This window comes from Microbispora rosea (assembly GCF_044460045.1).
Lineage (GTDB): Bacteria > Actinomycetota > Actinomycetes > Streptosporangiales > Streptosporangiaceae > Microbispora > Microbispora rosea.
The window spans coordinates 220,423-240,704 of sequence record NZ_JBITJO010000011.1; the positions used below are offsets into that span (position 1 = coordinate 220,423).

Genomic DNA, 20,282 nt, shown 5'->3' on the forward strand with positions numbered 1-20,282 from the left:
ACCAAGAGGCGATTGAAGCGTCCCATGACCAGATTCGTGTGGATCTTCCTTCGCGGTGCCGGGAAACCGCGCGAAACCCCTGCCGTACGGGCGCTCCGGCGGCCGGATGAAGGCCCCGCCCTACCATGGAGAGAATGACGGGCACGGACTTCAACGAGTGGCTTCGCGGCCGTTCCGACGAGCGGCTGCGGGCGCTCGTGGCGACGCGGCCCGAACTCGTGACGCCCGTCCCCGCGCACATCGACGGCCTGGCCGCCCGCGCCTGCAGCCCCTCCGCCATCGGCCGGGCGCTGGACCGGCTCGACCGGTTCTCACTCGCCGTGCTGGAGACGCTGGCCCTGCGGCCCGGTCCCGCCGATCGCGAGGCGTTGCTGTCCCTGCTCCGCCGTGCCGTTCCCGGTGATCTGGGCGACGCGGCCCTCGGGTCCGCTCTCGACGCGGCGCTCGACGTGCTGACCACGCGCGCCCTGGTCTACGGGACCGACGACGCGCTGCTGCCCGCGCCGGGCGTGGCCGAGGCGCTCGAACCCCCGGCCGCCCTGGGGCCGCCGGCCGCCGAGGTGTTCCGCCACCACTCGCCGGAACGGCTCGACGTGCTCCTGCGTGACATCGACCCGGCGTACGAGGGCGGCGGCGGCCGGACGGACGACGGGCGGCCGGCCAGGGAACGGCTCGCGGCGCTGCTGGCCGAACCCGCGACGGTCGCGCGCCTCGTCGGCGAGGTCTCCCCGCAGGCGAGGACGGCCCTGAACGAGCTCGTCTGGGGCCCGGCGAGCGGACGGCTGCCGAACGCCCGCCGCGAAGTCGACGCCGCGAACGCCCAGTCGCCCATCGAACAGCTGCTGGCCCGCGGGCTGCTCGGCGCGACCGGGGAGGAGACCGTCGCGCTCCCCCGCGAGGTCGCCCTCGTGCTGCGCGACGGCCGGGTGCACCGCGACCTGTCCCCCGGCCCGCCCGCCCTGGAGGGGTCCGTACGCGACCAGGACCTGGCCGACCGGACGGCCGCCGGGCAGGCGTTCACGTTCGTGCGCACGGTCGAGGAGCTGTGCGAGCTGTGGAGCGTCGACCCGCCGGGCGTGCTGCGCGCGGGCGGCCTCGCCATACGTGACCTCAGGCGGACGGCCCAGCTCCTCGACCTGCCGGAGTGGGCGGCGGGGCTGGTGGTCGAGGTCGCGCACGCGGCCGGGCTGGTCGCGGCGGGCGAGGGGGAATGGCTGCCGACGGGCGCCTACGACGGCTGGCGGATCAAGGCCACCGAGGACCGCTGGGCCGTGCTCGCCGACGCGTGGGCCGCGATGGAACGCGCCCCCGGGCTGATCGGCGAACGCGACGACCGCGACCGTCCCCTGAACGCCCTCCACCCCGACCTGCGCAGGCCGGGGGCCGCCCAGACGCGGAGGCGCACGCTCGCCGTGCTGGAGCCGGCACCGCCCGGCCTCGCGCCGACGCCCGAGTCCGTGCTGGCCCGGCTCGCCTGGGAGCAGCCCCGCCGCCGCCCCGCGCTGCGCGACCGGCTCGTACGCTTCGCCCTGCGCGAGGCCGAGCACATCGGCGTGACCGGGCTCGGCGTGCCGTCCTCACACGGCCGCGCCGTGGCCCGGGGCGACGGCACGGCGGCTGGCCTGCTCGGCCCGCTGCTGCCCGAGCCGGTCGACCACGTGCTGCTGCAGGCGGACCTCACGGCCGTGGCGCCGGGCCCGTTGACCACCGACCTCGGCCGCAGGCTCGCCCTCATGGCCGACGTGGAGAGCAAGGGCGGGGCGACGGTGTACCGCTTCTCCGAGCAGTCGGTCCGCCGGGCGCTCGACGCGGGGCACTCGGCCGACGACCTGCTCACCGTGCTGGAGCGGCACTCGGCCACCCCGGTCCCGCAGCCGCTGAGCTACCTGATCACCGATGTGGCCCGCCGCCACGGGCGGATCCGCGTCGGCACGGCCTCGGCGTACATCCGGTGCGACGACCCGGCCCTGCTCGACGAGGTGCTCGCCGACAAGCGGGCCCACCTGCTGCGGCTGCGGCGGCTCGCGCCGACCGTGCTGGCGTCCAAGACGTCCAGGGCCGCGCTGGTCGACTCGCTGCGGGCGATGGGATACGCGCCGGTGGCCGAGTCGCTGGAGGGCGACGTGGTCGTCGCGCGGGCCGACGCCCGGCGCACCGAGGGACAGCTCGCCGCCCGGGTGACCGCGAACACCGCACCCGATCCCGAGGTGGTCGCCGCGGCCGTGCGGGCGATGCGGGCGGGGGACTCACGGCGGCGGCCCGCGGAGGCGCCCGAGGGCCAGGTGCCCCGCTCCCCCGCGACCGCCACGATCAGCGCGCTCCAGGAGGCCATCCGGCAGGGGTCGCGGGTGTGGATCGGCTACCTCGACTCGCAGGGACACGCCACCAGCCGCATCCTCGAACCGGCCCGGATGGAGGGCGGCTACCTCACCGCGTACGACGAGACCCGGGCCACCGTCCACCGCTTCGCCCTGCACCGCATCACGGGCATCGCCGAGATCGGCCGATGACACATCCGTGGTAAATCTTGAGGTCCTTCGTAGTAAAGGATTTCAGGATGACGACTCCGGAGCAGCCGGGGCAGGGACCCCAGGATTGGCAGACGCCGTCCAACCCCTATGGACCGCCGTCCGGCTCCGCCCCCCACGGACAACAGCAGTACGGGCCGTACGGCCCGCCGCCGGGCCCCGACCCCAGCCAGCAGTACGGGCAGCAGTACGGGCAGCAGTACGGCCAATACGGCCAATATGGCCAGTACGGGCAGCAGCAGTACGGCTACTACCCGCCCGGCGGTTACCCGCCGAGGCAGGAGGGCCCGCGCACGCACGCGATCGTGGCCCTCGTCATCAGCATCGTGCTGGCGCTGAGCTGCTACATCTCCCTGGGCGGCATCGCCGGGGCGATCCTGTCCGGGGTCGCGCTCAGCAAGGTGGACACCGCGCCGGACCAGGCCCGCAGACTGCTGAAGTGGACGTGGATCGCCATCGGCATCAACGTCGCGCTGTTCGTGATCGGGATCGGCGCGGTCATCTGGGCCGGGTTCAACGGCTACCTGGACTGATTCCCGCGACCGGGACTGATTCGGCCCGGCCTCGTGTTTGATAGGCGATAGCCGTACGAGGGGGAGCAGGCATTGAGTGACGGGCCTCTGATCGTCCAGTCGGACAAGACGCTGCTGCTGGAGGTCGACCACCCGAGGGCGGACGAGTGCCGCAAGGCCATCGCCCCGTTCGCCGAACTCGAGCGCGCGCCCGAGCACGTCCACACCTACCGGGTCACCCCGCTCGCGCTGTGGAACGCCCGGGCCGCCGGGCACGACGCCGAGCAGGTGGTCGACGCGCTGATCGGCTTCAGCCGCTATCCGGTGCCGCACGCGCTGCTCGTGGACGTCGCCGAGACCATGGCGCGGTACGGCAGGCTGCGCCTGGAGAAGCACCCTGTCCACGGCCTGGTGCTCACCAGCACCGACCGCGCCGTGCTGGAGGAGGTGCTGCGCTCCAAGAAGATCCAGCCGCTGGTCGGGGAGCGCTTCGGCGCCGACATCGTGGCCGTGCACCCCTCGGAGCGCGGCAACATCAAGCAGACGCTGCTCAAGCTCGGCTGGCCGGCCGAGGACATGGCCGGGTACGTCGACGGCGAGCACCACCCCATCGACCTGCGCGAGGACGGCTGGTCGCTGCGGCCGTACCAGAAGGAGGCGGCCGACGCGTTCTGGCACGGCGGCTCCGGTGTCGTGGTGCTGCCGTGCGGCGCGGGCAAGACGATCGTGGGCGCGGCGGCCATGGCGCACGCCCGCGCGACCACGCTGATCCTGGTCACCAACACGGTCTCGGCCCACCAGTGGAAGCAGGAGCTGATCAGGCGCACCTCGCTGACCGAGGACGAGATCGGCGAGTACACCGGGACCAAGAAGGAGATCCGCCCGGTCACGATCGCCACCTACCAGGTCATGACGACCCGGCGGCAGGGCACCTACCGGCACCTTGAGCTGTTCGACGCCCGCGACTGGGGGCTCGTCGTCTACGACGAGGTCCACCTGCTGCCCGCGCCGATCTTCCGGATGACCGCCGACCTCCAGGCCCGCCGGCGCATCGGCCTCACCGCCACGCTCGTACGCGAGGACGGCCGGGAGGGCGACGTCTTCTCGCTCATCGGGCCGAAGCGCTACGACACGCCCTGGAAGGAGATGGAGAACCAGGGCTACATCGCCCCCGCCGAGTGCGTCGAGGTGCGGGTGACGCTCGGCGACGACGAGCGGCTGGCCTACGCCATGGCCGAGAGCGACGAGCGCTACCGGTTCTGCTCGACCACGCCCGCCAAGACACGGGTGACCGAGGCGCTGGTGCGGCGGCACGCGAACGAGCAGGTGCTGGTCATCGGGCAGTACATCGACCAGCTCGACGAGCTGGGCGAGCATCTGAACGCGCCGGTCATCAAGGGCGAGACCAAGGTCAAGGAACGCGAGCGCCTGTTCCAGGCGTTCCGCGACAAGGAGATCCGGGTGCTGGTGGTCTCGAAGGTCGCCAACTTCTCCATCGACCTGCCCGAGGCGGCCGTGGCGATCCAGGTCTCCGGCACGTTCGGCTCGCGTCAGGAGGAGGCCCAGCGGCTCGGCCGGGTGCTGCGCCCCAAGGCGGACGGCGGCGGCGCGCGGTTCTACTCGGTGGTCAGCCGCGACACGGTCGACCAGGAGTTCGCGGCGCACCGGCAGCGGTTCCTGGCCGAGCAGGGATACGCCTACCACATCATCGACGCCGACGACGTGGGCGAGGAGGACCCGGCGCGCTGACCGCGGCTTCGGCGGGAGAACGTCGCAGACCCGGCCCGAACGACGAGGTATGGCCGCCGCGCGCGACCGGCTCAGCGCGCGCGGGCTGATCGACGACGGGGAGACGGGCCACCGTGGCGGGGCGGGCGCGGCGCGACCAGGTCGAGCGCATGACCGGCGAGCCGGTGGCGGGCTCGTTCCGGTCCTCGCGAAGCCCGCTCCGCTCCCCGAGCCCGGTGAACGTGCGCGGACAGCGCACCACTAGGTCCAGGAGATGCCCTTGGGCCGTGTCACCACATCACCCCCTCGCGCCTTTACCTTCACATGATGCAGTCGTGATGGCGGCAATACCCAGCAGACAAGGCGAATCACGCAATATACCCATTTTTCGTCTTACTTCTGGTTTCTCGCTGTCCATTGCCCCGCCCGCCGGCGAGCCGTTCGCGGCTCACCCAACGCGGCATATCAGGACAAATCACCCCACTACTGCATGTCGTTCGCCCGCCGGACCACCGATGGAGCGCTCCACCGTCTCCGCCGGAAAGCTTTCCGTGCCGATCATGGGAGGCGCGGTCACTGGGCGGTCAGGCCGCCGACGAACAGCACCCCCAGCGCGACGACCCAGGCCGCCACGGCGACGCCGTACAGGGACTCGCGCCGGGCGAACCAGGCGACCCCGGTGGCACACACCGCGACCACCCCGACCATCACGGACAGCGCGACCACCGAGGCGATCCGGTCCGCACAGCCCGGCGGCGGTCCCAGGCTCGTCGTGCAGAAGGCCTGGGTGCTCCAGTCGCCGAAGACCGCGAACCCCCACAGCGCGGCCAGCAACAGGCTGGCCGCCGCCGGGATCGCCGGAGGAACCACGGTGCGCGTCACCCGGGTACAGATACCCGCCTCGAGAAACGGCGACACGCGAGAGAAATACCGTTTCGGCATCGCGCCGCCCATCGCTAAGCTCTTGTGTTTCCCGCTTCCACCAGTCCTGTCCCCGTCATGCCCGGAGGAGCTTCCGCATGCCCGGAAATGTGCTCGAAGCCGAGCGCGCCCATCTCGCGGCCTCCCGCGCCGCACTGCGAGCGATGCGCGAGCACGCGCAGTCGCTGTCGGCGGACGCCGCCGGCGACTGGGTGTCGCAGCAGGTTCTGCAGGGCCTGCTCGACCAGCGGGTGGCCGCACTGGCCGACCACCCCGACGCGCCGCTGTTCTTCGGCCGCCTGGACCGTGCGGCCGACGACGACCTGCCGAGCACGGTCTACGTCGGCCGCAGGCACGTCCACGACGAGAGCAGCCGGCCCCTCGTGATCGACTGGCGCGCCCCGATCTCGCGTGCCTTCTACCAGGCCAGCCCCGCCGACCCCATGGGGGTGGCGCTGCGCCGCAGGTTCGGCTACCAGGGCGGCGATCTCACCGCGTACGAGGACGAACCACTCGACGGCAGGGCGCTCGGGCAGAGCAGGCTGCTGACCGAGGAGATCGAGCGGCCCCGCACCGGCCCGATGCGGGACATCGTGGCGACCATCCAGCCCGACCAGGACGAGATCGTCCGCGCCGACCTCGGCGTGACCGTCTGCGTACAGGGCGCGCCGGGCACGGGCAAGACGGCCGTGGGCCTGCACCGCGCGGCCTACCTGCTGTTCACCCACCGGGAGAAGCTGTCGCGCTCGGGCGTGACGATCGTCGGGCCCAACCGGGCCTTCCTCTCCTACATCTCCTCGGTGCTGCCGGCGCTCGGCGAGGTGAAGGTCGACCAGACGACGGTGGCCGGTGTCCTGGGCGACCACGCCCATCCCGAGGACCCCGCGGTGGCGGCCGTGAAGGGCGACGCCCGCATGGCCGAGGTCGTCAGGCGGGCGCTGTGGCTGCATGTGACCAAGCCGGTCGAAGGGGTGCTGTTCACCAAGGGCATCAACCGCTATCGGGTGCCCGATCACGAGGTCCGTGAGATCGTCGCCTCGCTGCGCGGGACGACGCGGTACGGCCCGGGCCGCGCCACCCTGGCCCAGCGGCTCGCCCACGCCGTGCTCGTCCAGATGGAACGGCGCGGCGAGTCGCCCGACGACCGGGTCCAGGACGCGGTGGCCCGGTCGAAGCCGGTCAAGGCCGTGCTGGACGCCGTCTGGCCGAAGCTCACCCCCGAGCAGGTGCTGTTCCGGCTGCTGTCGGACCCCGAGTTCCTGGCCAAGGCGGCCCGGTCGGACCTCTCGCCGGAGGAGCAACAGCTCCTCGTGTGGCGCAAGCCGTACAAGTCACACCGGTCGGCCAAGTGGACGGCCGCCGACGCGGCGCTGCTGGACGAACTCGGCGACCTGATCGAGCGGACCCCTTCGCGGGGACACCTCGTGGTGGACGAGGCGCAGGACCTGTCGGCGATGCAGTTGCGGGCGCTCGGACGCCGCTGCCGCAACGGCTCGGCGACCGTGCTCGGCGACCTCGCCCAGGGCACGACACCCTGGTCGGCGCGTTCGTGGAAGACCGTGCTCGACCACCTCGGCCAGCCGTCCGGCGAGGTCACCGAGCTCACGCTCGGCTTCCGTGTGCCTCGCGAGGTCCTCGACTTCGCCGCACGGCTGCTGCCCTCCGTCGCCCCCGAGCTCGCCCCGCCGCGCTCGCTGCGTCCCGGTGCCGGCTCCCTGTCCGTACGCCGCGAGACCGACGTCGCCGCGGCCCTCTCCGAGGCCGTACGGCAGGCCCTCGCGCAGGAGGGCTCCGTCGGTGTCATCGCCGCCGACTCCGCCCTTCCCGCGCTCTCAGCGGCCCTGGAGGCCACCGCGGTGCCGCACACGGTGCTCGGCCCGGACTCGACGGGCGACGACCGGGTGCTGCTGGTCCCCGCGACGCTCGCCAAGGGCCTGGAGTACGACCACGTGATCGTCGCCGAGCCCGCCGCGATCGTGGAGGCGGAGGAGCGCGGCCTCGCCCGCCTCTACGTGGTCCTCACCCGGGCGGTAACGTCACTGACCGTCCTGCACGGCCGCGATCTTCCCGAGGAGCTGCGATGACTTCGACCGGCGTAAGCGTCCGCCACGGAGCGCTCGACGACGTCCCGGCCCTCCTGCGGTTCTGGCTGGAGGCCGCGGAGAACACCGACAGGCACGACGACGCCGGCAAGGTCGTGGCCCTGATCGAGCGCGACCCCGAGGCGCTGCTCATCGCCGAGATCGACGGCCGCATGGTCGGCACGCTCATCGCCGCATGGGACGGCTGGCGCGCCCACCTCTACCGGCTCGCCGTTGATCCCGCCCACCGGCGGATGGGCATCGGATCACGGCTGATCGGGGCCGCCGAGGAGCGGTTCAGGGAGTTCGGCGCGTTCCGTGCCGACGCGATGGTCCTGCACGACAACGCCCTGGCGCACCACGCCTGGACGGCGGCGGGATACACGATGCAGACCGACTGCGCCCGCTGGGTCAGGCGCCTCACCTGAGGCGCACCACGGGAAAGGGCGGTTCCCCCGAGGGGGAACCGCCCTTCCGTTGAGACGAAGCAGGCAGATGGATCAGAAGTCCATGTCGCCGCCGCCGGGCATGGCGGGGGCCTTCTCCTTCTCGGGCTTCTCGGCGATGACGGCCTCGGTGGTCAGGAACAGCGCCGCGATGGACGCCGCGTTCTGCAGCGCCGAGCGGGTGACCTTGGCCGGGTCGATGATGCCGGACTCGAACATGTTGACGTACTCGCCGGTCGCGGCGTTGAGGCCCTCACCAGCCGGGAGGTTGCGGACCTTCTCCACCACGACGCCGCCCTCGAGGCCGGCGTTGACGGCGATCTGCTTCAGCGGCTCCTCAAGGGCCTTGCGGACGATCGCGGCACCGGTGGCCTCGTCGCCGTTGACCTCGAGCTTGTCGAACGCGTTGGCGCCGGCCTGCAGCAGAGCCACGCCACCGCCGGGGACGATGCCCTCCTCGACCGCGGCCTTCGCGTTGCGGACGGCGTCCTCGATGCGGTGCTTGCGCTCCTTGAGCTCGACCTCGGTGGCCGCGCCGGCCTTGATGACGGCGACGCCGCCGGCCAGCTTGGCGAGGCGCTCCTGGAGCTTCTCGCGGTCGTAGTCGGAGTCGGTGCGCTCGATCTCGGCGCGGATCTCGTTGACCCGGCCGGAGATCTGCTCGGCGTCACCGGCGCCGTCGACGATCGTGGTCTCGTCCTTGGTGATGACGACCTTGCGGGCGCGGCCGAGCAGGTCGAGGGTGGCGTTCTCGAGCTTGAGACCGACCTCCTCGGAGATGACCTGGCCACCGGTGAGGATGGCGATGTCGCCCAGCATGGCCTTGCGGCGGTCGCCGAAGCCCGGAGCCTTGACGGCCACGGACTTGAACAGGCCGCGGATCTTGTTGACGACCAGGGTGGCCAGGGCCTCGCCCTCGACGTCCTCGGCGATGATGACCAGCGGCTTGCCGGACTGCACGACCTTGTCGAGCAGCGGCAGCAGGTCCTTGTTCGCCGAGACCTTGGAGTTGACGATCAGGATGTACGGGTCCTCGAAGACCGCCTCCATGCGCTCGGGATCGGTCACGAAGTAGCCGGACACGTAACCCTTGTCGAAGCGCATGCCCTCGGTGAGCTCCAGCTCCAGGCCGAAGGTGTTGCTCTCCTCGACGGTGATGACGCCTTCCTTGCCCACCTTGTCCATCGCCTCGGCGATGAGGGCGCCGATCTCGGTGTCGGCGGCGGAGATGGAGGCGGTGGAGGCGATCTGCTCCTTCGTCTCCACGTCCTTGGCGAGCTTCGACAGCTCCTCGCTGACGCGCTCGACGGCGGCCTCGATGCCCTTCTTCAGCGCCATCGGGTTGGCGCCGGCGGCCACGTTGCGCAGACCCTCGCGGACCAGCGCCTGAGCGAGCACGGTGGCCGTCGTCGTGCCGTCACCGGCGACGTCGTCGGTCTTCTTCGCGACTTCCTTGACCAGCTCGGCGCCGATCTTCTCCCACGGGTCCTCGAGCTCGATCTCCTTGGCGATGGAGACACCGTCGTTGGTGATCGTGGGGGCGCCCCACTTCTTCTCCAGCACGACGTTGCGGCCCTTGGGGCCGAGGGTCACCTTCACGGCGTCGGCGAGCTGGTTCATACCGCGCTCGAGACCGCGCCGGGCGTCCTCGTCAAACGCGATCATCTTGGCTGCCATTAGGCTAGACCTCCCAGTAGCAGGGTGTCTTCAACGGACCGAGCCGACGCCCGCGACGGCTTGGACCCGCTATCCCTGCGCGGGCCCCATCGCCCCGATCCCGGTTGTTGTCACTCTCGACCTCAGAGTGCCAAACAAGTATTTAGCACTCTACCCCTGAGAGTGCAAGCGGAAGCCGTGCTGACCAGCTTGGACGGTATGTCCAGAGCGACCCTCCGGAGCGACGCGCCGCCGGTCAGGACCGAGGAGCCGAGCGAGAGCCGAGCGGGAGCCGCGAGGAGTGCGGCCCCGCTCCGGACCCAGCGGCCCATACCCGCCCGAGTGGCCGCAAAAGGGCCGTGGAAGGGCCGCGGAAGGGCCTTGAAAGGCCCGCAGTGGCCCGCAGGCGCCCGGAGTGGCCGTGCGGAGCGAGGCGGGTGGGACCGGCAAGCGGAAGGCCCGGTGCGCGAGTCCCGCGCGCCGGGCCTTCCAAGGTCGATGACGGGATCAGACGGCCCGTACGGCTTCCGCCTGCGGGCCCTTCTGACCCTGCGTGATGTCGAACTCAACCCGCTGACCCTGCTCGAGGGCCTTGTAGCCGTCCATCATGATTGCCGAGTAATGGACGAACACGTCCTTACCACCGTCTACCGCGATGAAGCCGTAGCCCTTGTCCGCGTTAAACCATTTGACGGTGCCCTGCGCCACTTCCGACTCCTCTTGCTGGGCTGGGGACCACACCCAAGAAGCCCCCGGTTTTGTCGATCGTCATCGACCATACCCGTGTCAAGCCGTAGGACAACAGAGTCAATCCGCAAACTACTACTTGGCGTTCGCTCAAAGCGGGACCGAAGAATATTCACTTTGCTGTTGAATAGTTGAGAGCTACACCATTTGCCACGGCTTCGTATGACTTCTTCACCGATAGAAGCGCATGTCAGATGCTCGGCTCCGGTGCGGCGGCTCAGCCTCCGGCGACGGCGGGGATGACCGAAATCTGCACCCCGTCCGGCGTGGCGGTGTCCAGACCGTCGGCGAATCGGACATCCTCTTCTCCGACGTAGACGTTGACAAAACGCCGGATCTTACCCGTCTCGTCCAGGATGCGCCCGCCGATGCCGGGGTAGTCCGCGTCGAGCTTCTGCAGGACCTCGCGGAGCGTTCCTCCCTCCCCGCTCACCTCCGCGGCTCCGTTGGTGTACGTCCGGAGAATCGTCGGAATCCGCACGGAAACGCTCATTGTTCGCTCGCTTTCGTTACTGCCGATGGGCTTTTTGAAACGCTTTCAGTTGGCGAATGCCGCACGGAACGCGTCGAGAGAGGGACGGATGACGGCGGCGGGACGGGCGTGCTCGGCCACCGCGTCGAGCGTCTTGAGCCCGTCGCCGGTGTTCAGCACCACGGTCTCGGCGTCGGGGTCGAGGCGGCCCTCGCGCACCAGCTTGCGCAGCACGCCGACCGTGACGCCGCCCGCGGTCTCCGCGAAGACGCCCTCGGTCCTGGCCAGCAGGCGGATCGCGTCGACCACTTCCCGGTCGTTCACGTCCTCCACGGCGCCGCCCGTCCGCCGCGCGATGTCGAGCACGTACGGCCCGTCCGCCGGGTTGCCGATGGCGAGGGACTTGGCGATGGTGTCGGGCCGCACCGGCTGCACCACGTCCTGCCCGGCCTTGAACGCCTGGGATACCGGCGAGCAGCCCTCGGCCTGCGCCCCGAAGATCCGGTAGGGCCGATCCTCGACCAGCCCCAGCTTGACCAGCTCGCGGAAGCCCTTGTCGATCTTCGTGAGCTGCGAGCCGGAGGCCACCGGGATGACGATCTGGTCGGGCAGCCGCCAGCCGAGCTGCTCGGCGATCTCGTATGCCAGCGTCTTGGAGCCCTCGGCGTAGAAGGGCCGGAGGTTGACGTTGACGAAGCCCCACTTCTCGCCGAGCTCGTCGCCGATGAGCTCGGAGCAGAAGCGGTTGACCTCGTCGTAGGTGCCTTCGATGGCGACCAGGCGGCCGCCGTACACCGCGGCCATGGTGACCTTGGCCGGCTCCAGGTCGGCGGGAATGAACACGCAGGAGTCCAGCCCGGCCCTGGCGGCGGCCGCGCCCACCGCGCCGGCGAGGTTGCCGGTGGAGGAGCACGACAGCGTGTGGAAGCCGAAGGTGCGCGCGGCCTCCAGCGCGATCGCGACGACCCGGTCCTTGAAGGAGTGGGTCGGGTTGCCGGAGTCGTCCTTGACGTGGAGCGACCGAAGGCCCAGCTCGGCCGCCAGCCTGTCGGCCTTCACGAGCTTGGTCCAGCCGGGCTGGAGGTTGGGCTTGGCCGCCACGCCGGCGGGAACGGGGAGCAGGGAGCGGTAGCGCCAGATGTTCGCGGGGCCGGACTCGATGTCCTCCCGGCGAACCTCGCCGAAGTCGTACGCCACCTCAAGGGGGCCGAAACACTCCGTACAGGCGAAAATCGGGCCGAGCTCATAAAGAGCGCCGCATTCGCGACACGAAAGACCGGTTGCGGGGCCGAACTCGACGGTGTTCGCGGCAGTGTTAGCGGCAGTGCTGGTGTGCGCCATGAAGCGAGGCCTTTCCCTCATCTTCGCTCGCGACCACCCTGGCCGCGAGCCGGAATTGGCACCTGTCCCGGCCGGGCCTCGTGGGCACGAGTTCGACACCGGGGAGGTTGCCGGGGCTTCGCAGGGCCGGTCCCTCCACCCCTCTGGATGAGCATGTTCAGTTGTAGGACCTTCAGAGGAAAGGTCCCTAGCACTGTACCCCGGCGTCCCCGGTGTCCGTTCTTACGTCTCACATCGCGAGACGATTTGTATCAGCCGTACGCCTCGCCGAGGGCGCTCTGCACGTACTTGCGGGCTTGGTGGATGCGGGACTTGACCGTCCCGAGGGGGATTTTCAGCTGGTCGGCGACCTCCGCGTAGTCGAGCTGGCAGATGTCGCGCAGCACGAGCGCCTGGGCGAGGTCGGGCCGCTCGGCCTCCAGCGCCTCCATCGCGTCGAGCAGGTCGAGCCGCGACCCCGCGATTACGCTCACCCGCTGGGGATCCGGCCGCTGCTCGGGCAGCTCCTCCACCTGCTCCGACGAGCGCCGCTTGAGCGAGCGGTAGGTGGTCCTGGCGCAGTTCACGGTCACGATGTGCAGCCAGGTGCTGAACTTGGCCCGCCCCTCGAACCTCGCGATGTTGCGCGCCACGGCGAGCAGCGTGTCCTGCGCGGCCTCCTCGGCGTCCTGCCGATACGGTAGAAGCCGCTCGCAGTGCCGCAGCACGTCGGGCTCGATGCGCCGCAGCAGCTCACCGAGCGCGCGGTGGTCCCCCCGGGCAGCCGATCGGGCCAGTTCCTCGGTCGTGTCGTCCAGTGCCATGCCGTATCCAGCCCTCCCGCGATCGCTTGACATCCTATTGACGGAGGTCGGCTTTTATTAATCTTCCGGCATGCGCGCCCGCTCTGATCGAGGGAACCCGAAGATGAGCAGCTCCGTCCTGATCGCGTCCAACCGGGGCCCCGTGTCCTTCACGCTGTCGGACGACGGCGGCCTGACCATGCGCAGAGGCGGGGGCGGGCTCGTCTCCGGTCTGTCCGAGGTGGTCAGGGACACCGACGTCCTGTGGGTCTGCGCGGCGCTGTCGGACGGCGACCGGGGCGCGGTGCGCCAGACCCCCGGCGGGCGGCTCGACCGGGCCTTCGAGACCGGGCCGATCCGCATGCTGGACATTCCGCCCGCGGTCTTCCACCGGGCCTACAACGCCGTGGCCAACTCGACCCTCTGGTTCGTCAACCACCTGCTCTACAACACGCCCTTCTCCCCCGAGTTCGGCACGCGCTTCCGCCGCGAGTGGGAGTCGTACCGCACGTACAACGGCGCCTTCGCGCTGGCCCTGGCCGAGGAGGCGGCCCACCGGGCGCGCGTCATGGTGCAGGACTACCACCTGACGCTGGCCCCGGCGATGCTCCGGGTCGAGCGGCCGGACCTGCGCATCGCCCACTTCTCGCACACGCCCTGGGCGCCGCCGGAATACTTCGCGCTGCTGCCGGAGGACGTCGTGGCGGAGGTGCTGACCGGCATCCTCGGCGCCGACCACGCGGGATTCCTCACCGCGCGCTGGGCCCGCGCCTTCATGGACTGCTGCGAAACCCTGCTCGGCGCCTGCGTGGACCACGCCGCCCGCACGGTGACGTACGACGGGCGGACCACCAGGATCGGCGTGCACCCGCTCGGCGTGAACGGCGAGGCGCTGCGGGTTCGGGCGGCCGAGCAGGACGTCGAGTCGCACATGACCGTGATCAGGGACCTCGTGGGCGACCGCAAGCTGATCGTGCGCATCGACCGCACCGAGCTGTCCAAGAACATCGTGCGCGGCCTGCGGGCCTACCAGGAGTTCCTGTCCGCCCATCCCGAGTGGCACGGCCGGGTCGTCCACCTCGCGTTCGCCTATCCCTCCCGCCACGACCTGCCGGAGTATCGCGAGTACACGGCGGCCGTGCAGCGCTGCGCCAAGGAGATCGAGGACGAGTACGCGACCGAGGACTGGGACCCGCTGATCCTCAACGTGAACGACGACTACCCGCGCTCGCTGGCCGCCTACCGGCTGGCCGACGTCCTGCTCGTCAACCCGATCAGGGACGGCATGAACCTGGTGGCCAAGGAGGGCCCGATCCTGTCGCCCCGGTGCGCGCTGGTGCTGTCGCGCGAGGCGGGCGCGGCGGCCGAACTGGGGGCCGACGCCCTGCTCGTCAACCCCTACGACGTGTCCGGCACCGCGGCGGCGCTGCACGAGGCGCTGACGCTGCCGGAGCAGGAGCGGCTCAGCCGCGGCCTGCGGCTGCGGGAGGCCGCCACCGCACTGCCGCCCCAGCGCTGGTTCGACGACCAGCTCGCCGCGCTGCACTGACTCCGGCCGTCACCACCCGTCCTCCCGGCGCACCGCGTCTACCGGCGCACCGGGCGAGAGCACGGTCAGTGCCAGGTCGCGTTCTTGAGGATCGTGCTCAGCTGCGGGTGGTCCCACTGGTCCAGGACCAGGATCTTCGACGTGGGCAGATACCACTCGCGCTGGTTGTAGTGCAGCTTCACCCGCCACTTCTTGTCGACGCAGGTCGCCGCCCACTTGTGGTAGTCCGCCTTGTGGCCCGGCCCGACCTGCCGCAGCCCCTTGTCCGCGACCTTCCACTCGCCCTTGTACAGCTTGTAGCTCCTGGGACAGATGCTGACGTCGGTCGCGGGGTCGTAGCCGTACTTCGGCTTGTACGCCTGGAACGTGCGGAGCCCGATCTTGAGCGCCTTCGGGCCCAGCACCCAGAAGCTGTGGCACCCCCAGTCGCGGAAGCCGAAGTCCTCGGTGCCGAAGGTGGGACACGAGCCCGTGATGACGCGCACCCAGTCCTTGTCGTCCTTGACCACCTTCCACGACGCGGGGATCGTGAGGGTCAGGCCGCTCCGCAGGTGGACCTGCTTGGTGGCGCGGCTCTCGCTCGCGGACGCCGCCGCCGGAGCGGTCAGGGTGGCCGCGAGCACGGCCAGGCCGGCCGCCGCGGCCGGGATCGTCTTTCTGAACATGCCGGGCACATTAGGCGTGTTCGCTTGCAGGCGACTTGCGGCCCGATGGACGACATGCGGCCCGGCAGGCGGAAGGTCACCGAACGCGGCGTCAGTGCCAGGTCGCGTTCTTGAGGATCGTGCTCAGGCCCGGCGTCCTCCACTGGTCGATCACCAGAATCTTCGACGTGGGCAGATACCACTCGCGCTGGTGGAAGCGGGCTCTCTGCCTGCCAGGGCCCAGGGGCGCGCACGTGCCCGCCCAGTCGCGGTAGTACGCCTTGTGTCCCGGCCCGACCTGCCGTAACCCCTTGTCCGCGAGCGTGGTCCTTCCGATGTAGAGGTTCTTCTTCACCGGGCAGGGCCCGACGTCGGTGGCCGGATAGAACGGGCCGTCCGGCGTGTACTTCTGGAACAGCTCGTGGCCGATCTCGATGGCCTTGGGCCCCATGATCCAGAAGCTGTGGCAGCCCGAGTCGCGGAAGCCGTACGTGTCCGTGCCCTTGGTGGGGCACGCGCCGGTGATGACGCGCACCCAGTCCTTGCGGCTGTCGTCGACCTTCCAGGACGACGGGATCCTGAGGGTGAGGCCCTTGCGCAGGTGCAGAGCCTTGGTCGCCGCGCCGTCGCTCGCGAACGCCGCCGCCGGAGCCGCCAGGGACGCCGCGAGCACGGCCAGGCCGGCCGCCGCGGCCGAGATCGTTGTCCTCATGCCCGGCACGCTACGCCCGGCCGCTTGCAGACGGCTTGCCGAGAGTCGCGACGAGGTCTCCGAGGAAGGCCACGACGCCGTCGGGCCCGTCCACCACCACGTCGGCGCGCTCCGCCAGGGCGGTCACCTCCGTGGACCCGCTGCACACCCGTACGCCGGGGATCCCGGCCGACTCGACCGCGTCGAAGGCCGCGAGGTCCCCCAGGTCGTCGCCGACGAACATGACCGAGCGGGCGTCCCGCTCGGCGAGGAAGGCCGACAGGGCCTTCCCCTTGTCCATTCCGGCCGGCCGCAGCTCAAGCACCATGCGGCCCGGCTCGACCGCCAGCCCGGCCTCCGCGGCCAGCGCCTCGACCGGCCCGCGCAGCGCCTCCAGCGCCCCCGCGGGGTCGGCGCACCGCCGGGTGTGCACGGCGACGGCGCGGCCCTTGTCCTCGACCCACGCCCCGTCGAGGCCCGCCGCGAGCCCGGGCAGCCGGGCGCGGACCAGGTCGAGTCCCGGCGGCGGTGGCGGGGCCGTCAGACGGCCGTCCTCCCAGCGCTCCAGCCCGTAGTGGCCGAGGATCACCAGACCGGGCACGTCGGCGAGGGACGGCCCGCCAGGGACCTCTCCGAGGGCGAGAGCCGTACGCGGCGGGCGGCCGGTGACGATCACGACGGCGCGCACCAGCGGGGCGAGGGCGGCCAGCACGCGGGGCACGCCGGGGTGCACGCGGGCGGCGGCGGGGTCGGGCACGATCGGGGAGAGCGTGCCGTCGTAGTCGAGCCCGATCACGGCGCCGCCCGGATCGGCGGCGATCGCGTCGAGTCCTGCGTGCACGGGCAGGGTCATGGCCTCACTCCGAAGGGGGTTCAGTGCGTACGCCTCGACGGCCTCATGCCCCGGCAGCGGGGCTCATGCGTGCGGAGGGGAGGGAAAGCTCAGGAGTTGAGCCCGAAGCGGCGGGCCGAGCGGTCGCGCCGCCTGCCGGCTCTCATCCGGCGCAGCCGCTTGACGAGCATGGGGTCGTGCTCCAGCGCCTCGGGCCGGTCGATCAGCTCCCCGAGTAACTGGTAGTACCGGGTCGCGGAGATGCCGAAGGCCTCCCTGATCGCCTGTTCCTTGGCGCCCGCGTAACGCCACCACTGGCGCTCGAACGCCAGCATCTCGCGGTCGCGGTCCGAGAGGTCGGGCCCGTCGCCGCCGGCCGGTTCGGTGTCCATCCGCTCCTCCTCGATCGGCTCGCGGGCCCGTCCCATGGTAATGCCAAGCCCGCGAGGCGAACCCGGGGTGTTCAGGCCGGGCAGGACAGACGTAATGTCACGTGGTGTGAGCTCTGTAATCACGCTTCTGACCGACTACGGGCTGGAGGACGGGTACGTCGCCGCGTGCCACGGCGTGATCGCGGGCATCGCCCCGCAGGCTCGGATCATCGACGTGGGTCATCTCGTCCCCGCCGGGGACGTACGACGCGGCGCGGCCATCCTCGCGCAGACCCTGCCCTACCTGCCGGCCGGCGTCCACCTGGCGGTCGTCGATCCCGCCGTGGGCGGCAACCGGCGCCCGGTCGCCGTGGAGGCGGGGGGACGGGTGTTCCTCGGTCCCGACAACGGCATCCTGTCGTGGGCCGTCCGCGCCGCGGGGGGCGCCGACGCCGCCTACGAGTTGACGAACAAGGACCTGTTCCTGGAGAACGTCTCGCCGACCTTCCCGGGACGGGACCTGTTCGCCCCGGTCGCCGCCCACCTGTGCACCGGACACGCGGTCGCCGACGTGGGGCCGCCGATGCCGGTGGACCGGCTGGTGACCCTGCCCGCGCCGACCTGCCGGTTGCGGGACGGCACGGCCGAGGGCGAGGTGCTGTCGGTGGACAGGCACGGCAACGTCCAGTTGTCGATCACCGCCTCCGACATGGCCGAGCTCGGCGTACGGCTCGGCGACACCGTCGCCGTGTGGCTCGGGCGCCGCCAGGTCGCCGTGCCGTACCGGGAGACGTTCACCGCCGTGCCGCCCGGCGACCTGGTCGCGTTCACCGACTCCGCCGGCCTGGTCGCGATGGCGATCAACGCCGGGGACGCCTCCGACCGTCTGGGTCTGCCCCCGGGCGCGCACGTACGGCTGTCGCCCGGGGGACGCTGACCCGGCCGGGTCCTACTGGGCGTTCACCACGTCGCGGGCCTCCGCGAAGTGGCAGGCGCTGGGATGGTCGCTGCCCGGGCGCGCCTCGAGCGCGGGCGTCTGCTCGGCGCAGATGTCCTGCGCCTTCCAGCACCGCGTGCGGAAGTGGCAGCCCGACGGCGGGTTGGCCGGCGAGGGCGGGTCGCCCTGCAGGATGATCCGCTGGCGGGTCTCCCGGCCCTCGGGATCGGGCACCGGCACGGCCGACAGCAGCGCCTGGGTGTACGGGTGCGTCGGGCCGTCGTAGATCTGCGCGTCGCTGCCCAGTTCGACGATCTTGCCGAGGTACATCACCGCGATCCGGTCGGAGATGTGGCGGACCACCGACAGGTCGTGCGCGATGAAGATGTAGGCGAGGTCGAACTCGTTCTGCAGCCGCTCCAGCAGGTTCATGACCTGGGCCTGGATCGACACGTCGAGCGCGGACACCGGCTCGTCGCAGATGATGATCTCAGGCTGGAGCGCCAGACCGCGGGCGATGCCGATGCGCTGACGCTGGCCGCCGGAGAACTGGTGCGGGTAGCGGTTGATGTGGTCGGGGTTGAGGCCGACCACCTCGAGCAGCTCCTGCACCCGGCGCCGCCGGCCGCCCTTCGGCACGACGTCCGTGTGGATCTCGAACGGCTCCCCCACGATGTCGCCGACGGTCATCCGCGGGTTCAGCGAGGTGTAGGGGTCCTGCATGACCATCTGGATGTTGCGGCGCATCCGCTTGAGCTCGGAGCCCCTGGCCGTGGTGATGTCCCTGCCGTGGATGCGCACAGAGCCCGAGGTGGGCCGCTCCAGCGCCATCAGCAGCTTGGCCAGGGTGGACTTGCCGCAGCCCGACTCGCCGACGACCCCGAGCGTCTCGCCCCGGTGCAGGTCGAAGGAGACCCCGTCGACGGCCTTGATCGCGCCGATCTGCCGCTTGACGACGATGCCCTGAGTGAGCGGGAAGTGCTTGACCAGGTCGCGGACTTCGAGGATCGACTCAGCGTTCGCCTTCATCGAGGACCTCCCTCCAGTAGTGGCAGGCGCTGCCGCGGGTGCCACTGATCGTGTACAGCGGGGGAACGTCGGTCACGCAGTTGTCCCGCCGGTAAGGGCACCGCGGGTGGAAGGCGCAGCCCGTCGGCATCTCCAGCAGGTTGGGCGGCAGGCCCTTGATCGCGTAGAGCTCCTGGCCCTTTTGGTCCACCCTGGGGATGGACTCCAGCAGCCCCTTCGAGTAGGGGTGGGCCGGGTCCCTGTACAGGTCGTGCACCGGGGCGTTCTCGACGATGCGTCCGCCGTACATGACCGCGATCTTGTCCGCGACGTCGGCGACGACGCCGAGGTCGTGGGTGATCAGGATCAGGCCCATGTTGCTGTCGCGCTGCAGTTCCGCGAGCAGACCCATGATCTGTGCCTGGACGGTCACGTCGAGCGCGGTGGTCGGCTCGTCCGCGATCAGGATCTCCGGGTCGAGCGCGATCGCCATGGCGATCATGATGCGCTGCCGCATGCCGCCGGAGAACTGGTGCGGGAAGTCGTTGACCCGTTCCTTGGCGGCCGGGATCCTGACCCGGTCCATCAGCTCGACGGCCATCTTCTTGGCGTCCGCCCGTGACGTGCCGCGGTGCATGCGGAACATCTCGGCGATCTGCCAGCCGACCGGGAATACCGGGTTCAGCGCGGACAGCGCGTCCTGGAAGACCATGGAGATGCCCTCCCCGCGGATCTTCCTGCGCTGGTCGTCCGGGAGCTTGAGCAGGTCGACGCCCCGGAAACGGATCTCACCACCGGTGATCTTCCCCGGGGGCATGTCGAGGATGCCCATGATGGTCTGGGCGGTGACGCTCTTGCCCGAGCCCGACTCGCCCAGCACGGCGAGCGTCTCGCCGGCGTCCACGCTGTAGGTCACGCCGTTGACGGCCTTGGCCACGCCCGCCCGGGTGCGGAACTCGACGTGGAGGTTGTCCACCTCCAGCAGGGCGCCGCTGTGGGAGCCTCTGCCCATCTGCTCGGAAAGCACTTCCGTCAC

General features: G+C 70.8%; 19 protein-coding genes and 1 riboswitch. Of the genes, 7 read left to right on the top strand and 12 right to left on the bottom strand.

The annotated features are described in order from the left end of the window. The first annotated feature begins 134 nt into the window (after positions 1-134). The 3 genes from ACIBK1_RS34445 (at position 135) to ACIBK1_RS34455 (ending at position 4,789) form a co-directional block, all read left to right on the top strand. Positions 135-2,510, top strand: a complete 2,376-nt coding sequence (locus tag ACIBK1_RS34445; RefSeq protein ID WP_396739890.1) for a helicase-associated domain-containing protein — start codon at positions 135-137, stop codon at positions 2,508-2,510. Between the two features lie 47 nt (positions 2,511-2,557). Continuing rightward, a complete protein-coding gene (locus ACIBK1_RS34450) occupies positions 2,558-3,061 on the top strand; it encodes a hypothetical protein (protein ID WP_396739892.1) in 504 nt (167 codons plus the stop codon). Between the two features lie 72 nt (positions 3,062-3,133). Beyond that, on the top strand, positions 3,134-4,789 hold the full coding sequence (locus ACIBK1_RS34455; protein WP_396739894.1) for a DNA repair helicase XPB: 1,656 nt from the start codon (positions 3,134-3,136) through the stop codon (positions 4,787-4,789). Positions 4,790-5,341: 552 nt separating this feature from the next. Here the strand turns inward: ACIBK1_RS34455 and ACIBK1_RS34460 are convergent. After that, positions 5,342-5,650, bottom strand: a complete 309-nt coding sequence (locus ACIBK1_RS34460) for a hypothetical protein (RefSeq protein WP_030509188.1) — start codon at positions 5,648-5,650, stop codon at positions 5,342-5,344. 137 nt (positions 5,651-5,787) lie between these two features. On the opposite strand from ACIBK1_RS34460, the gene ACIBK1_RS34465 reads away from it, so the two are divergent. Continuing rightward, complete coding sequence (locus ACIBK1_RS34465; protein WP_030509189.1) at positions 5,788-7,773, top strand: HelD family protein; 1,986 nt, start codon at positions 5,788-5,790, stop codon at positions 7,771-7,773. After that, on the top strand, positions 7,770-8,198 hold the full coding sequence (locus tag ACIBK1_RS34470; RefSeq protein ID WP_396739896.1) for a GNAT family N-acetyltransferase: 429 nt from the start codon (positions 7,770-7,772) through the stop codon (positions 8,196-8,198). Before ACIBK1_RS34465 ends, ACIBK1_RS34470 begins: the two co-directional genes overlap by 4 nt. A 72-nt stretch (positions 8,199-8,270) precedes the next feature. Here ACIBK1_RS34470 and groL read toward each other — a convergent pair whose 3' ends face one another. From groL to ACIBK1_RS34495, 5 genes are all read right to left on the bottom strand, one after another. Continuing rightward, positions 8,271-9,893 (bottom strand): chaperonin GroEL, encoded by a 1,623-nt coding sequence (gene groL, locus ACIBK1_RS34475; protein ID WP_030509191.1) that lies wholly within the window; start codon positions 9,891-9,893, stop codon positions 8,271-8,273. A 486-nt stretch (positions 9,894-10,379) separates the two neighbouring features. Next, on the bottom strand, positions 10,380-10,580 hold the full coding sequence (locus tag ACIBK1_RS34480) for a cold-shock protein (protein ID WP_030509192.1): 201 nt from the start codon (positions 10,578-10,580) through the stop codon (positions 10,380-10,382). Between the two features lie 256 nt (positions 10,581-10,836). Then, on the bottom strand, positions 10,837-11,112 hold the full coding sequence (locus tag ACIBK1_RS34485; RefSeq protein ID WP_030509193.1) for a MoaD/ThiS family protein: 276 nt from the start codon (positions 11,110-11,112) through the stop codon (positions 10,837-10,839). 45 nt (positions 11,113-11,157) lie between these two features. Beyond that, positions 11,158-12,432 carry a threonine synthase gene (gene thrC / locus ACIBK1_RS34490; protein WP_030509194.1) on the bottom strand — a complete coding sequence of 425 codons (1,275 nt, stop codon included), beginning with the start codon at positions 12,430-12,432 and terminating at the stop codon, positions 11,158-11,160. Positions 12,433-12,446: 14 nt separating this feature from the next. After that, positions 12,447-12,586, bottom strand: a riboswitch (SAM riboswitch). Between the two features lie 97 nt (positions 12,587-12,683). After that, positions 12,684-13,235, bottom strand: a complete 552-nt coding sequence (locus ACIBK1_RS34495) for an RNA polymerase sigma factor (protein WP_030509195.1) — start codon at positions 13,233-13,235, stop codon at positions 12,684-12,686. 103 nt (positions 13,236-13,338) lie between these two features. Between ACIBK1_RS34495 and ACIBK1_RS34500 the strand changes: the two genes are divergently transcribed. Beyond that, on the top strand, positions 13,339-14,763 hold the full coding sequence (locus ACIBK1_RS34500) for an alpha,alpha-trehalose-phosphate synthase (UDP-forming) (RefSeq protein WP_030509196.1): 1,425 nt from the start codon (positions 13,339-13,341) through the stop codon (positions 14,761-14,763). 65 nt (positions 14,764-14,828) lie between these two features. Here the strand turns inward: ACIBK1_RS34500 and ACIBK1_RS34505 are convergent, their stop codons facing one another. The 4 genes from ACIBK1_RS34505 to ACIBK1_RS34520 form a co-directional block, all read right to left on the bottom strand. Further along, positions 14,829-15,428 carry a hypothetical protein gene (locus ACIBK1_RS34505; RefSeq protein ID WP_030509197.1) on the bottom strand — a complete coding sequence of 200 codons (600 nt, stop codon included), beginning with the start codon at positions 15,426-15,428 and terminating at the stop codon, positions 14,829-14,831. Positions 15,429-15,519: 91 nt separating this feature from the next. Next, on the bottom strand, positions 15,520-16,119 hold the full coding sequence (locus ACIBK1_RS34510) for a hypothetical protein (protein WP_156080983.1): 600 nt from the start codon (positions 16,117-16,119) through the stop codon (positions 15,520-15,522). A gap of 10 nt (positions 16,120-16,129) precedes the next feature. Next, positions 16,130-16,951: a trehalose-phosphatase gene (gene otsB, locus ACIBK1_RS34515; protein ID WP_030509199.1), complete on the bottom strand. Its 822-nt coding sequence runs from the start codon at positions 16,949-16,951 to the stop codon at positions 16,130-16,132. Between the two features lie 89 nt (positions 16,952-17,040). Further along, positions 17,041-17,322: a DUF3263 domain-containing protein gene (locus ACIBK1_RS34520; protein WP_076439551.1), complete on the bottom strand. Its 282-nt coding sequence runs from the start codon at positions 17,320-17,322 to the stop codon at positions 17,041-17,043. A gap of 106 nt (positions 17,323-17,428) precedes the next feature. On the opposite strand from ACIBK1_RS34520, the gene ACIBK1_RS34525 reads away from it, so the two are divergent. After that, positions 17,429-18,238 (top strand): SAM hydrolase/SAM-dependent halogenase family protein, encoded by an 810-nt coding sequence (locus ACIBK1_RS34525; RefSeq protein ID WP_231513965.1) that lies wholly within the window; start codon positions 17,429-17,431, stop codon positions 18,236-18,238. 12 nt (positions 18,239-18,250) lie between these two features. On the opposite strand, the gene ACIBK1_RS34530 is transcribed toward ACIBK1_RS34525, so the two are convergent. Together ACIBK1_RS34530 and ACIBK1_RS34535 are read right to left on the bottom strand one after the other, a co-directional pair. Continuing rightward, a complete protein-coding gene (locus tag ACIBK1_RS34530) occupies positions 18,251-19,267 on the bottom strand; it encodes an ABC transporter ATP-binding protein (protein WP_030509202.1) in 1,017 nt (338 codons plus the stop codon). Further along, positions 19,251-20,282 carry an ABC transporter ATP-binding protein gene (locus ACIBK1_RS34535; protein ID WP_396739901.1) on the bottom strand — a complete coding sequence of 344 codons (1,032 nt, stop codon included), beginning with the start codon at positions 20,280-20,282 and terminating at the stop codon, positions 19,251-19,253. The genes ACIBK1_RS34530 and ACIBK1_RS34535 overlap by 17 nt, the downstream gene beginning before the upstream one ends.

Coding starts and splice junctions, on each gene's coding strand:
- ACIBK1_RS34495 (WP_030509195.1), bottom strand. CDS start 13,235: ATGGCACTGGACGACACGACCGAGGAACTGGCCCGATCGGCTGCCCGG.
- ACIBK1_RS34445 (WP_396739890.1), top strand. CDS start 135: ATGACGGGCACGGACTTCAACGAGTGGCTTCGCGGCCGTTCCGACGAG.
- ACIBK1_RS34500 (WP_030509196.1), top strand. CDS start 13,339: ATGAGCAGCTCCGTCCTGATCGCGTCCAACCGGGGCCCCGTGTCCTTC.
- ACIBK1_RS34465 (WP_030509189.1), top strand. CDS start 5,788: ATGCCCGGAAATGTGCTCGAAGCCGAGCGCGCCCATCTCGCGGCCTCC.
- ACIBK1_RS34470 (WP_396739896.1), top strand. CDS start 7,770: ATGACTTCGACCGGCGTAAGCGTCCGCCACGGAGCGCTCGACGACGTC.
- ACIBK1_RS34530 (WP_030509202.1), bottom strand. CDS start 19,267: ATGAAGGCGAACGCTGAGTCGATCCTCGAAGTCCGCGACCTGGTCAAG.
- ACIBK1_RS34520 (WP_076439551.1), bottom strand. CDS start 17,322: ATGGACACCGAACCGGCCGGCGGCGACGGGCCCGACCTCTCGGACCGC.
- ACIBK1_RS34485 (WP_030509193.1), bottom strand. CDS start 11,112: ATGAGCGTTTCCGTGCGGATTCCGACGATTCTCCGGACGTACACCAAC.
- otsB (WP_030509199.1), bottom strand. CDS start 16,951: ATGACCCTGCCCGTGCACGCAGGACTCGACGCGATCGCCGCCGATCCG.
- groL (WP_030509191.1), bottom strand. CDS start 9,893: ATGGCAGCCAAGATGATCGCGTTTGACGAGGACGCCCGGCGCGGTCTC.
- ACIBK1_RS34505 (WP_030509197.1), bottom strand. CDS start 15,428: ATGTTCAGAAAGACGATCCCGGCCGCGGCGGCCGGCCTGGCCGTGCTC.
- ACIBK1_RS34450 (WP_396739892.1), top strand. CDS start 2,558: ATGACGACTCCGGAGCAGCCGGGGCAGGGACCCCAGGATTGGCAGACG.
- thrC (WP_030509194.1), bottom strand. CDS start 12,432: ATGGCGCACACCAGCACTGCCGCTAACACTGCCGCGAACACCGTCGAG.
- ACIBK1_RS34510 (WP_156080983.1), bottom strand. CDS start 16,119: ATGAGGACAACGATCTCGGCCGCGGCGGCCGGCCTGGCCGTGCTCGCG.